Origin of the sequence: Geomonas oryzae (assembly GCF_004117875.1) — a bacterium.
GTDB classification, from domain to species: Bacteria; Desulfobacterota; Desulfuromonadia; order Geobacterales; family Geobacteraceae; genus Geomonas; species Geomonas oryzae.
Genome location: NZ_RAHW01000009.1, coordinates 45931 through 58637, shown reverse-complemented (window position 1 = coordinate 58637; position 12707 = coordinate 45931). Strand labels below are relative to the sequence as shown.

11 protein-coding genes and 2 tRNA genes are annotated in these 12707 nt (G+C 60.3%); all 13 read left to right on the top strand.

The window, feature by feature from the left end; genetic code table 11:
* Positions 1-23 precede the first annotated feature (23 nt).
* The 13 genes from D6Z24_RS19325 (at position 24) to D6Z24_RS19265 (ending at position 12624) form a co-directional block, all read left to right on the top strand.
* Positions 24-1682, top strand: coding sequence for an ATP-binding protein (locus D6Z24_RS19325; protein ID WP_129128252.1), 1659 nt, complete (start codon positions 24-26; stop codon positions 1680-1682).
* Positions 1683-1710: 28 nt separating this feature from the next.
* Entirely contained in the window at positions 1711-3240 is a 1530-nt protein-coding gene (locus tag D6Z24_RS19320) for a sigma-54-dependent transcriptional regulator (protein ID WP_129128251.1), read from the top strand.
* 427 nt (positions 3241-3667) lie between these two features.
* Complete coding sequence (locus D6Z24_RS19315; protein ID WP_129128250.1) at positions 3668-4768, top strand: glycosyltransferase family 9 protein; 1101 nt, start codon at positions 3668-3670, stop codon at positions 4766-4768.
* 88 nt (positions 4769-4856) lie between these two features.
* Positions 4857-4931, top strand: a tRNA-Val gene (locus D6Z24_RS19310).
* A gap of 94 nt (positions 4932-5025) precedes the next feature.
* Positions 5026-6936, top strand: coding sequence for a threonine--tRNA ligase (gene thrS / locus D6Z24_RS19305; RefSeq protein WP_162605194.1), 1911 nt, complete (start codon positions 5026-5028; stop codon positions 6934-6936).
* Between the two features lie 11 nt (positions 6937-6947).
* Positions 6948-7466: a translation initiation factor IF-3 gene (gene infC / locus D6Z24_RS19300; protein ID WP_129128248.1), complete on the top strand. Its 519-nt coding sequence runs from the start codon at positions 6948-6950 to the stop codon at positions 7464-7466.
* 27 nt (positions 7467-7493) lie between these two features.
* Positions 7494-7691 carry a 50S ribosomal protein L35 gene (gene rpmI, locus D6Z24_RS19295; RefSeq protein WP_129128247.1) on the top strand — a complete coding sequence of 66 codons (198 nt, stop codon included), beginning with the start codon at positions 7494-7496 and terminating at the stop codon, positions 7689-7691.
* Positions 7692-7858: 167 nt separating this feature from the next.
* Positions 7859-8212, top strand: coding sequence for a 50S ribosomal protein L20 (gene rplT / locus D6Z24_RS19290; protein ID WP_015720525.1), 354 nt, complete (start codon positions 7859-7861; stop codon positions 8210-8212).
* A gap of 75 nt (positions 8213-8287) precedes the next feature.
* Positions 8288-9304 (top strand): phenylalanine--tRNA ligase subunit alpha, encoded by a 1017-nt coding sequence (gene pheS, locus D6Z24_RS19285; protein ID WP_129128246.1) that lies wholly within the window; start codon positions 8288-8290, stop codon positions 9302-9304.
* A gap of 114 nt (positions 9305-9418) precedes the next feature.
* Entirely contained in the window at positions 9419-11824 is a 2406-nt protein-coding gene (gene pheT / locus D6Z24_RS19280) for a phenylalanine--tRNA ligase subunit beta (RefSeq protein WP_129128245.1), read from the top strand.
* Between the two features lie 86 nt (positions 11825-11910).
* On the top strand, positions 11911-12192 hold the full coding sequence (locus D6Z24_RS19275) for an integration host factor subunit alpha (RefSeq protein WP_129128244.1): 282 nt from the start codon (positions 11911-11913) through the stop codon (positions 12190-12192).
* A gap of 2 nt (positions 12193-12194) precedes the next feature.
* Positions 12195-12533: a MerR family transcriptional regulator gene (locus D6Z24_RS19270; protein WP_129128243.1), complete on the top strand. Its 339-nt coding sequence runs from the start codon at positions 12195-12197 to the stop codon at positions 12531-12533.
* Positions 12534-12547: 14 nt separating this feature from the next.
* Positions 12548-12624, top strand: a tRNA-Pro gene (locus D6Z24_RS19265).
* Positions 12625-12707: the final 83 nt, after the last annotated feature.

The window sequence follows — 12707 nt, the reverse complement described above, 5'->3', positions numbered from 1 at the left end:
AGGCCGTCCTCAGAGGAAGCAACGTGAAAAACAGGGGCAAGCTGCTCGAACAACTGACAGGTGTCGATTCCTCGAAGCTCAACTACTACGTCGAGCTGAAAAAGAGAAACCAGGACGTGCTGAAACAAAACAGCCGCCTGGAGATCCTGCAGCAACTAACCCGCGACATAAACATCGACATGTCGATCGGGGACATCATCGAGAGGGCCTTCAGGAAGCTCCCCGAGGCGCTTCCCTGTGACTTCCTCGCCCTGGCGAAGCTTCAGGACGGCAAGCTGAAACTGCTCGCCGTCTCCCCAAGGGACTTCACCGATCTGGGCTACATCCCGAAGCAGTCCGTGATCTGGAACGCCTTCCGGGACAAGGGGGCCACCAGCTACAACCCGATGCAGGACCCGCTTTGCCTGGCGCAGATGACCACGAAGCACACGGAACCTCTCCGCTCCCTCGCCGCGGCACCCCTTTTCGAGCGCTCCTCGGTGACCGGCCTGCTCCTTCTAGGGAGCACCATCGATGCCGCCTACGCCCGCGCCGAGTTGAACTTCGTGCAGCACCTGGCCGACCAACTCGCCATCAGCATGCAGAACGCCCGGCTCTACAAGCAGGTCTCCCGTGCCAAGAAGGAGTGGGAGGCCACCTTCCGTGCGGTGACCGATCCCATTTTCCTGATCGACACCGATTACAACGTGCTTTTGCACAACGGACAGCTCCCCCCGGGGATGAGCGTCCACTGGAACAGGGCCGTCACCAACAAATGCTTCGCAAAGCTGAAAGGGGCGTCCGAGCCGTGCCAGAACTGTCCGCTCCAGGAGATCAAGGAGACCGGAAAACCTGTTTTCCAGCAATGGAACACCCCGGAAGGGGAGTCCCTGGAGCTTTCCTACTACCCGGTTTTCAACGAGGATAAGCAGCTCGCCGCGGTCACCATCATCATGAAGGACGTGACCAAGAAGCTTAAGATGGAGGCCCAGCTGGTGCAGTCCGCCAAGATGGTCGCCCTCGGCGTCATGGCGGCCGGGGTCGCGCACGAACTGAACAGCCCGATGACCGTGATCATCGGTACCGCTCAGATGCTCGCCCGCGACATGCAGGATGACGAGGACACCGAGCGCGCCGAGGCGCTCTCCGACATCATCAACTGCGGGCTGCGGTGCAAACGGATCATCCAGAACCTGCTCACCTTTTCGCGCCAGGACCAGGCTCCCTTCACCCCGATCAACCTGAACGCGGAGGCGGAACGCGTCCTCGACATGATCCAGTACCAGATCAACCGCAGCCAGATCGCGATTTTCGAACACTTCGACCGCGAACTCCCGAAGATAAAGGCGAACGGGCCGCAGATACAGCAGGTGCTCACGAACTTCCTGATCAACGCGCGCGACGCCCTCACCGTGCCCGAGGGGAAAGAGAAGGTGATCGAAGTGGCGACCTCGCTGCGCATCGAAGGGGGGCGCCGCTTTGCGGTGCTCAGCGTGACCGACAACGGCATAGGGATAGCGCCGGAAAACGTTTCCAAGATCTTCACCCCGTTTTACACCAGCAAGGAAGCGACCAAGGGGACCGGCCTCGGTCTCTCGGTCAGCCTGGGCATCGCGGAGTCCCACCACGGCAGGATCGAGGTGGAGAGTACGCTCGGTCAGGGGAGCTGTTTCAGTCTGGTGCTGCCGGTAGACGAGGCATGATTATTTAATACGAATTGTGGAGCAGGCCGTGAGTGATTCTCTAACGCAGGTTTTGATAATAGACGACGAGAGGGATGTCTGTACCTTCTTCAAGCGCCTCCTGGCGCGCAGGGGGTACGATGTGGTGACTGCGGCGAACGAGCCCGAGGCGATGGCCGCACTGGAGACGGGGCGCTTCAACGTGGCCCTGGTCGATCTGAAGCTCCCCGACACCGACGGCATCACGCTTTTGGAGATCATCAAGTCGCGTCAGCCTTCCTGCGAAGTCATCATCATGACCGGCTACTCCACGGTGAAAACCGCGGTCACCGCCATGCAGCTAGGCGCCTACGAATACCTCGAGAAGCCCTTCGACGACATCGACATGATCGAGCAGTTGGTCGCCAGGGCCGCCGGGGCCGGTGCCGTGCACAGAAGGGGTGATGCTTCCGCCGACGAATGGGCCGAGGTCGCGCAGGGGGTGGGCTTCAGGGTCGGCAGCGCGCCCGCGATGAAGCGGATGGTTTCCCTCGCGTACAAGGTCGCCGGGAAGGACATCTCCGTTTTGATCCAGGGTAAGACCGGTACCGGCAAGGAGGTCCTCGCCCGCTTCATCCATGCCGCTTCCGCGCGTGCCGGTCAGCCCTTCATCCCGGTTAACTGCGGCGCCCTTCCGGAGAACCTTTTGGAAAGCGAGCTCTTCGGGCACGAAAAGGGGGCCTTCACCGGCGCGAACCAGACACGGCGCGGCATCTTCGAACTCGCCAACAACGGCACCCTTCTTCTGGACGAGATCGGTGACGCGACGCCGCAGATCCAGGTGAAACTGTTGCGCGTGCTGGAGACCGGCGAGTTCATGAGGGTAGGGGGGGAGCGCCCGATCAAGACCGACGTGCGCGTCATTGCGGCTACCAACGTCGACCTCGAGCAGGCGATCCGCGAGAAGAGCTTCCGTGAGGACCTCTTTTACCGGCTGAACGTCGTGCGCCTCGAGATCCCGTCACTTAGCGCACGCAGCGAAGACATCCCGCTTCTGGCCGAACACTTCGTGCAGCAGTTGAACCGCGATCTGCGCCTGGCCCCCGGCACCGTCCGGCTTTTGCAGGGGTATTCCTGGCCCGGAAACATAAGGGAGCTTGCCAACGTGATGCGGCGTGCCGTCGTCATCTGCAACGGCGACACCATCCTCCCCGAACACCTGGGGGGGACTTTCCTGGCCGGTCCTTCCGCCCCGCGACGTACCGAGGCCGCCGTCACCGCAGCAGCGCAGACCTCCGCTGCACCCGAGGCGGAACTGGTCGAGCAGTGCGGGAGCTGCGAGACGCTCGAGCGGATGGGAGCCGAGGAACTGAACCGGATGCTAAGCTCGCTGCGCCAGGCCCAGTCCAACCTTTTGGCCGTCATGCGCAGGAAGAAGATCGTCCCCCCCATGCACGCCCTCAAGGATTCCGAAGCCGAGACCATCAAGGAAGCGCTTTCGCAGTACGACGGCAACATCACGGAAGCCGCCAAGGCCCTGGGCATCGCCCGCAACACGCTCTACAGGAAGATGAAGGAGCTGGAGCTCCCCGGCCGCTGAGGCGGAGAGACGGTGAGGCGGGGGCTTCCGCAGAAGCCAAAGTGCGGCTTCCCCCTCCCTGCCCCTCCCCCTCCAGGGGAGGGGACCCCGCTCGCCTCACTCCCCCCGTTTTAGCCATCGCCTCACTCCCCTCCTCAGTCCACGTTTAAGTCCACGTTTAAGTCCACGTTTAAGTCCACGTTTAAGTCCACGTTTAAGTCCACGTTTAAGTCCACGTTTAAGTCCACGCTTCAGTCCACGTTCCAGTCCACGCTTCCAGTCCACGCTTCCGTCCACGCTTCCGTCCACGCTTCCGTCCACGCTCCTCCCCCTGGAGGGGGGAGGTCGGGAGGGGGGCTTTCGCCCTATTGCCAAAGCCGCGCGTTTTCTGTAATAAATAATGCGCACCGCCCCCACCGGTGCCGAAGAACTAAAAAGGGAGCCACCATTGCAGCCGACACTCCTTAAGCGCATAGACGCCATCGCCTCCCCCCTGCTGGTCCATCTGCTACCGCGCCGTCGCCGCCCCGGTACTACCGTCGCGCCGCAAAGCGTCCTCGTGATCCGCCCCGGCGGGATCGGCGACGCCATCCTCCTCATCCCGGCGCTGCGCGCGCTGCAATCGGCCTATCCCTCCTGCCGCATCGAAATCCTCGCCGAAACCAGAAACGCCGCCGCCTTCCGGTTCTGTCCCGGCCTCCACGCCGTGCACCGCTACGACGCCCCGGGAGAGCTCCGCCGCGTCCTTGGCAACCGCTACGACCTCGTCATCGACACCGAGCAGTGGTACCGCCTCTCGGCAGTCGTCTCCCGCGTGGTTCGAGCCGGCCGTTCCATCGGTTTCGCCACCAACGAGAGAAAGAGGCTCTTCAGCGATGCCGTTCCCTACGCCCTGGACGACTACGAGCCGTATTCCTTCTTTCGCCTGCTGGCCCCGCTCGGCATCACCGCTCCGCCCGAGCTTTCCGTTCCCTTCCTGACCCTGCCGCCGGAGGCGGTGGAGGGCGCTGAGCGCCTTTTGGCCTTCATCGGTGAACGCCCCTTCGTGGCCATCTTTCCCGGTGCGAGTGTCCCGCGCAAGGAATGGGGCATCGGCAGATTCCGTCAGATCGCCTCCTCCGCCGTGCTCGCCGGGTACGCCGTCGTCCTTCTGGGCGGGGAGGGGGAAGCTGAGGCGTGCGAGATGATTGCCCGGTCCACCGGTGCGCTCGATCTTTCGGGGAAGGGGAGCCTCGCCGAAAGCGCCGCCGTGATCGGCCGGGCAAAGGCGCTACTCTCCGGCGACTCCGGCCTTCTGCATATCGCGGCCGGTCTCGGCACGCCGACCGTATCGCTCTTCGGCCCGAGCGATCCCGTCAAATGGGCCCCCAAAGGGGAGTGGCACCGCGTTTTCGCCTCGACCCTTTCCTGTGCTCCATGCTCCAGGTGGGGCACCATACCGGCCTGTTCACATGAGGGGAGTTGCGTGGATGCCGATCCTTCCGAGGTCTCAAGGGCGCTGATACGGCTGCTTGACGCGGCATGTGCGGCGACGTCGTCTCTCCAATGAGAAAAATTCATGTGCATGAAAATAAAACCTTGACTTTGAAACGGCGAATTGGTACAAAGTCCGAGTTCCACGAAGCAGCAATAAAAACAGGCGCGTAGCTCAGGGGTAGAGCACTAGCTCGACACGCTAGGGGTCGGCGGTTCGAAACCGCCCGCGCCTACCAATTAAACAGAGACCTTCAGTACGAGGTTCGACGGAGGCATCGAGTTTCGATGCCTCTTTCTGTTTGTATTCGATTTTCTCAAAAGGGGTCTTGCATGAACGAGATTAAGGTCACGCTTCCGGACGGTTCCCAAAGGCCCTTGCCTGAAGGCTCCTCTATCTACGATCTGGCCGCCTCCATCGGGGCCGGTCTCGCCAAGGCTGCCATCGCCGGCAAAATCGACGGCAACCTTGTCGACCTGAACACCAAGTTGGCCGACGGCGCCCGTGTCGAGATAGTCACGGAGAAAAGCCCCGAGGCCATCGAGATCATCAGGCACTCCACCTCGCACCTGATGGCCCAGGCGGTGAAGGCACTCTTCCCGCAGGCCAAGGTGACCATCGGTCCCGCCATCGAGACCGGTTTCTATTACGACTTCGACGTCGACCATCCCTTCACCCCCGAAGACCTCGAGAAGATCGAGGCGAAGATGCGCGAGCTCGCCAAGTCCGATCTGAAGATCGTCCGCTCCGAGCTTTCCAGCGCCGACGCCGTCGCCCTCTTCAAGAAGATGGGTGAGGACTACAAGGTCGAGCTGATCGAGGACCTCGGCGCCGACAAGGTTTCCCTTTACACCCAGGGCGACTTTGCCGACCTCTGCCGTGGTCCGCACCTGCCGAGCACCTCCTGGTGCAAGGCGTTCAAACTCACTTCCATCGCAGGCGCCTACTGGCGCGGCGACGAAAAGCGCGCCATGTTGCAGCGCGTCTACGGCACCGCCTTTGCCGACAAGAAGGAACTGGAGGCTTACCTCGAAAGGATCGAGGAGGCGAAGAAGCGCGACCACAGGAAACTCGGCCGCGAGCTCGACCTCTTCTCCTTCAACGACGAGGTCGGCGCCGGTCTGGTCATCTGGCATCCGAAAGGGGCGATGCTGCGCACCATCCTCGAGGACTTCGAGAGGAAGGAGCACTTGAAGCGCGGCTATGACATCGTCCAGGGTCCGCAGATCCTGAAGACCGAACTCTGGCAGCGTTCCGGCCACTACGAGAACTACCGCGAGAACATGTACTTCACCACGGTGGACGAGCAGAGCTACGGCGTGAAGCCGATGAACTGCCTGGCCCACATGATGATCTACCGCTCGCAGCTTCGCTCCTACCGCGACCTGCCGCTGCGCTACTTCGAGCTCGGCACGGTGCACCGTCACGAGAGGGCGGGCGTTCTGCACGGCCTCTTGCGCGTACGCGGCTTCACCCAGGACGACGCGCACATCCTCTGCACCCCGGAACAGCTGGACGGCGAGATCAAGGGGGTCATCCAGTTCGTCACCGAGGTGATGGCGATCTTCGGCTTCGACTTCGAGATGGAGCTTTCCACCCGTCCGGAGAAGTCGATCGGCTCCGACGATGCATGGGAACTCGCCACCAACGCGCTTCTGAATGCACTGAAGGATTCCGGTCGTCCCTATGAGATAAATGAGGGTGACGGCGCATTCTACGGGCCCAAGATAGACATCAAACTGCGCGACGCTCTTGACAGAAGATGGCAATGTGCTACTATCCAGTGCGATTTTACCCTTCCGGAGCGTTTCGATCTCACCTATGTCGACGCGGATGGTGAAAAGAAACGCCCTGTCATGGTGCACAGGGTTATCCTTGGCGCCATCGAGCGCTTCATCGGTGTCCTCATCGAGCACTTCGCCGGAAACTTCCCGACTTGGCTGGCACCGGTCCAGGCGACCGTTCTCACGGTCACCGACAACCAGATTCCTTACGCGCAGGCAGCGTTCGACAAGCTGCGTGCCGCCGGCGTTCGGGTTCAGAAGGATTTCAGGAACGAAAAGCTCGGCTTCAAGATCCGCGAGGCCCAGCTGCAGAAGATACCGTACATGCTGGTGGTGGGCGACAAGGAGGTCGAAGGCGGCCTGCTCGCGCCGCGTTTCCGCGACGGCAAGAACCTCGAAGCGATGACTCCCGAACAGTTCATCGCCTTCATTGAGAACGAAGTTAAAACCTACAAATAGGAGGTGGCGTCATAGCTAAACCTACAGTCAACATCAATCAGACCATCAGGGCCAAAGAGGTAAGGGTAGTAGGTGCCGAAAGTGAGCAGCTTGGTATTCTTCCGCTTCGCGAGGCTCTGGCGTTGGCTGAGAGTCTGCAACTGGATCTGGTAGAGGTTTCGCCGACGGCCGTTCCCCCTGTCTGCCGTATCATGGATTACGGCAAGTTCAAATATCAGCAGGCTAAGAAGCAGGCTGAGGCAAAGAAGAAACAGGTGCAGGTCGAGCTGAAGGAAGTGAAGCTTCGTCCCAAGACCGATACGCACGACCTGGAGTTCAAGGTTAAGCACGTACGTCGCTTCCTGGAAGAAGGGAACAAGGCGAAGATAACGGTCGTTTTCCGCGGTCGTGAGATCACGCACCAGGAACTCGGCATGGCCGCACTGGAAAAGATAACCGCCGAGCTCGCCGATATCGGCGTGGTCGAGGTAAAGCAGAAGATGGAAGGGCGCAGCATGTTCATGATCATCGCCCCCAAAGTAAAAAAATAAACACCACAACAAAGGAGTAGTAAAACAATGCCTAAAATGAAGACCCATAGGGGCGCCGCCAAGCGTTTCAGCAAGACCGGCACAGGCAAAATCAAGATGGCTCACGCCTTCACCAGCCACATCCTGACCTCCAAGACCAGGAAAACCAAGCGCAACCTCCGTAAAAGCGGTATCGTAGCAGCCTCCGACCACAAGAACATCTGCTGCCTGATCCCCTACAAATAAAACCGGGACTGGGGGCTGGGGACTAGGGACTGGAACACCGGCATCGAGGTGCGCCTCGGAGCTGTTCGTCGCCAACCGCCGTTTTCGCCCGTTACCGAAGTCCGAGAACCGTGAGGAAACGTCTCCCCTTGCGGATCCGGCTAATTTAAAAACCAGAAGGAGTATGTATGCCAAGAGTAAAGCGCGGTTTTAAAGCGAGACAGAGAAGAAACAAAGTATTGAAACTTGCCAAGGGCTACCGCGGCGCGAGAAGCAAACTGTTCAGGAGCGCCACCGAAGCGGTGGACCGCGCACTGAACTACGCGTTCAGGGACAGAAGGGTGAAAAAGCGGGACTTCAGGGCCCTCTGGATCACCAGGATCAACGCTGCGGCAAGGATCAACGGTCTTTCCTACAGCAAGCTGATCCACGGTCTGAAGCTCGCAAACGTTGAAATCGACAGGAAAGTGATGGCCGACCTGGCCGTCTCCGATCCGAAAGGTTTCGCAGCTATCGCGGCAGCAGCCAAAGCAAAATTTTAATACATACCGCGGGCATAAAGAGAAATGGGATAGCGATGTCCCATTTCTTTTTTTTTCCGAAAATAGGGTCATGCGATGAAGGATAAACTGGAAGCACTTTTAGAAGAGGCCCTCTCCGAGCTGGCTCAGGCCTCCACGGAAGAGGGGCTGCAGGAACTTAGGGTCAAGTACCTGGGCAAGAAGGGGGCGCTCACCGGCGTCATGAAGGGGCTGGGTGCGCTTTCCGCCGAGGAAAGGCCTCTGGTCGGCCAGGTCGTGAACACCGTGAAGGCGAAGCTCGAGGATGCCCTCGACGCGCGCGCCACCGAGGTGCGTGAGGCGGTCAAGGCCGCGCGGCTTGCCGGCGAGAAGATCGACGTGACGCTTCCGGGCAGGCGCCAGGCCATGGGCTCGAAACACCCGATCACGCTGGTGACCGAGGAGATCAGCTCCATCTTCGGAGCGCTCGGCTTCGCCGTCGCCGAAGGTCCCGAGATCGAGCTCGATTTCTACAACTTCGAGGCGCTGAACCTCCCGAAGGATCACCCCGCCCGCGACATGCAGGACACCTTCTACTTCGGCGAGAGCGTTCTCTTGAGGACCCACACCTCGCCGGTGCAGATCCGCACCATGCTGAAGCAGCCGCCGCCGGTGCGCATCATAGCACCCGGAACCGTGTACCGCTGCGACTCCGACGCGACCCACTCCCCCATGTTCCACCAGGTCGAAGGGCTCATGGTCGACAAGGGGATCACCTTCGCCGACCTCAAGGGGATCCTGACCCTCTTCATCAGCCAGCTCTTCGGCAAGGACATCGGCGTGAGGCTGCGTCCCTCCTTCTTCCCCTTCACCGAGCCTTCGGCAGAGGTGGACATCGCCTGCGTCATCTGCCGGGGCAAGGGGTGCCGTGTCTGCAAGGAGACCGGGTGGCTCGAGATCCTGGGCGCCGGCATGGTCGACCCCGAGGTGTACCGCCACGTGGGTTACGACTCCGAGCAGTACACCGGCTTCGCCTTCGGGATGGGGATCGAGAGGATCGCGATGCTCAAGTACGGCATCGCCGACATGAGGCTGCTCTTCGAGAACGATCTCAGGTTCCTGAAGCAGTTCTAAAAAGCGTTTGAACAGGGATAAAGGGGACGAAGAGGATAAGGCGAAAGGCTCTTTGTTTTATCCCCTGTATCCCTTTTATCCCTGTTAATTGATTTTCGACTTGAAGGAATTCATATGATAGTTACCTACAACTGGATCAAGGAATTCGTCGATTGCGACCTCCCGGCGGCTGAACTCTCGCACATGCTCACCATGCTGGGCCTCGAGGTCGAGCGTATGGAAGTGGTCGGCGGTGGCATGGACGACGTGGTCGTCGCGCAGGTGGTTGAGAAGAACCAGCACCCCAATGCCGACAAGCTCTCGCTGTGCAAGGTCGACAACGGAAGCGAGATCGTGAACGTCGTCTGCGGCGCGCAGAACTTCAAGGCCGGCGACAAGGTCGCCCTGGCCCAGATCGGCGCGACGCTTCCCGGCGACTTCAAGATCAAGCGTTCGAAGATCCGCGGCGAGGAGTCGTGCGGCATGCTCTGCTCAGAGAAGGAGCTCGCCCTCTCCGCAGAATCTTCCGGTATCATGATCCTTCCGGAAAACTTCGTCCTCGGCACCCCGCTCTTCGACGCGCTCGGCACCAAGGACGTCGTCTTCGAGATCGGGCTCACCCCGAACCGCGCGGACTGCCTGAGCGTCGTCGGCATCGCGCGCGAGGTCGCGGCGAAGCTCGGCAAGAAGGTGCACTACCCCGGCCTCGAGGTGAAAGAGGAGGGGGCACCCGTTGATTCGGTCGCCAAGGTCGAGATCCTCGCTCCCGAGCTCTGCCCGCGCTACACCGCGCGCCACATCACCGGCTGCACGCTCGCCGATTCGCCGGCCTGGCTCGCCAACAGGCTCATGGCCGCCGGGATCCGCTCCATCAACAACATCGTCGACGTGACCAACTACGTGCTCCTCGAGTACGGTCACCCCCTGCACGCCTTCGATTACAAGCTCCTCGCAGGCGGCAGGATCGTCGTCGCCGCGGCGGGGGAGGGGGAGAAGTTCACCACCCTCGACGGCCAGGAGCGCATCCTTACCGCGAACGACCTCACCATACGCGACGGCGAAAAGGCCGTGGCGTTGGCCGGGATCATGGGAGGGGGCAACTCCGAAATAGGGGAGGGGACCACCGAGGTGCTGCTTGAGAGCGCCTACTTCAACCCGTCCGCGATCCGCAAGACCTCCAAGCGTCTCGGGATCCACACCGAGTCGTCGCACCGCTTCGAACGCGGCGCCGACGTCGCCGGGCTCACCCGGGCTCTCGATCGCGCCGCCCAGCTCATCGCCGAGCTTTCCGGCGGCAAGGTGGCCAAGGGGGTCATCGACGTGTATCCGGCGCCGGTCGAGCCGCGGGTCATCACCGCGCGCCTGTCGCGCATCAACGCGGTCTCCGGGCTGAACCTTTCCGCAGCCGAGGTGCAGGATATCTTCGAGAGCCTCGAATTCGAGGTGAAGCAGGGTGAGCCGGGTGTCTTCACCGTCAAGGTGCCGCTTTTCAGGGTCGACATCGAGCGCGAGATAGACCTCGTCGAAGAGGTGGTCCGCGTGAACGGCTTCGAGAAGGTACCCGCCACGCTCCCGCAGGCGTCGGTCTTCTCCGATCTTCCTTCCGACGCGCAGCGCCAAGCGGGTAGGGTGAAGAGCCTGCTCGTCTCGCACGGTCTTTCCGAGGTGATCAACTACAGTTTCGTCGCACCTTCTTCCTGCGAGAAGATCATGCTCCCGGCGGACGACTTCCGCAGCAACGGCATGGTCCTTTTGAACCCGATCTCCGACGAGCTCTCCGTCATGCGCACGACGATGCTCCCGGGGCTTCTCGATACCGCGGTCAAGAACATAAGCTTCAGGACGCTGAACCTCGGCATCTTCGAGATGCGCCGCATCTACCTCCCCGTCGAGGGGGCCGAACTCCCCGAAGAGCCGCTCTACATATCGGCTCTGCTGACCGGCAGACGCGATCCCGAGGGGTGGAATCAGGCCAAGGGTGATATCGACTTCTTCGACGTCAAGGGGATCGCGGAGAACCTCCTCGCCGACCTGAACGTAGGCGGGGTCAACTACAGCGTCGACGAGCTCGATCCGTACTACCATCCGGGCAAGGCCTGCCGCATCTTAAGCGGCAAGAAGGCGCTTGGCTCCATGGGCGAGCTCCATCCGACCGTACAGGAGAACTACGGCATCTCCACGCCGCTTTACTACCTGGAGCTCAACTTCGAGGCGCTCCTCTCGGCCAGGAAGAAACAGGGCGCCGCCCAGGTTCCCTCGCGCTTCCCGTCCACCTTCCGCGACATCGCCATGCTTTTGCCGCGTGAACTTCCCGTCGCCGACATCGTTTCCTGCGTTAACGGCATCAAGGCGCCCGAGCTGGAAGGGGTGGAAATCTTCGACTTGTACATGGGTGGGAACATTGCCGCTCATGAGAAGAGCGTCGCCGTTCGCGTACGCTACGGTTCCAAGGAGAAGACCCTTACCGACGAAGAAGTAACCCGTCTGCACACGAAGGTAACCGAGGCACTGCAGAAAAAATTAAATGTTTCCTTCAGATAAAAACGGTTGCGAAATCGAAAACGCTATGGTATTAGATTAAGCCGCTGTTGAGAACACACTGAAATGTTTCACCTGTTGAGGGGATTATGACCAAAGCGGACATCGTAGAAAAAATTTATGAGAAGGTCGGTTTCTCCAAGAAAGAATCCGCCGAACTCGTTGAGACGGTCTTCGACCTGATTAAGTCCACTCTTGAAGAAGGCGACAAAATCAAGATTGCCGGATTCGGCAACTTCGTAGTGAAAGAGAAGTCCGACCGTCGCGGCAGGAACCCGCAGACCGGCGAAGAGATCACCATCGTCGCTCGCAAGATCCTCACCTTCAAACCGAGCCAGGTACTGAAGAGCGCGATCAACACCCAGCCGTAATCATGGCGACCGGCTCCCCGGACAAGCTTTACCTCAGAATCGGCGAGGTGTCCGCGGCAACTGGTCTCCCCACCTCGGTGCTGCGTTACTGGGAGACGGAATTCCCGGGGCTCGCGCCGAGAAAAAGCAGCAGCGGACAAAGGCTCTACTCCAAGAAAGACGTCGAGCTGGTCCATGAGATAAAAGAACTTCTTTACGCGGAAAAGCTGACCATCGAGGGGGCTAGGAAGCGTCTGGAAGCCAAAAAAAAGTACCGAAAATCTGACCTTTCCGGTGAAGCGCTTGCGGCACTGCTTCAGGATGTGAAGCTGGAATTGATGAGTTTGCGGGATCAGTTGTAATTATCAGGTTTAATCGGTGCGTAGCGCAGCCTGGTAGCGCACTAGACTGGGGGTCTAGTGGTCGCTGGTTCGAATCCAGTCGCACCGACCATTTCAATCAGCCGCTTGGGAGACTTCCTGGGCGGCTGATTTAGTTTTCGCCCTGCAACTGTGGTATGTTTTCTTCTGTCACAT

Excerpts from the sequence above, each read along its gene's own strand:
- rplT (WP_015720525.1), top strand. The coding sequence starts at position 7,859 with ATGCCAAGAGTAAAGCGCGGTTTTAAAGCGAGACAGAGAAGAAACAAA.
- thrS (WP_162605194.1), top strand. The coding sequence starts at position 5,026 with ATGAACGAGATTAAGGTCACGCTTCCGGACGGTTCCCAAAGGCCCTTG.
- D6Z24_RS19270 (WP_129128243.1), top strand. The coding sequence starts at position 12,195 with ATGGCGACCGGCTCCCCGGACAAGCTTTACCTCAGAATCGGCGAGGTG.
- D6Z24_RS19275 (WP_129128244.1), top strand. The coding sequence starts at position 11,911 with ATGACCAAAGCGGACATCGTAGAAAAAATTTATGAGAAGGTCGGTTTC.
- pheT (WP_129128245.1), top strand. The coding sequence starts at position 9,419 with ATGATAGTTACCTACAACTGGATCAAGGAATTCGTCGATTGCGACCTC.
- rpmI (WP_129128247.1), top strand. The coding sequence starts at position 7,494 with ATGCCTAAAATGAAGACCCATAGGGGCGCCGCCAAGCGTTTCAGCAAG.
- pheS (WP_129128246.1), top strand. The coding sequence starts at position 8,288 with ATGAAGGATAAACTGGAAGCACTTTTAGAAGAGGCCCTCTCCGAGCTG.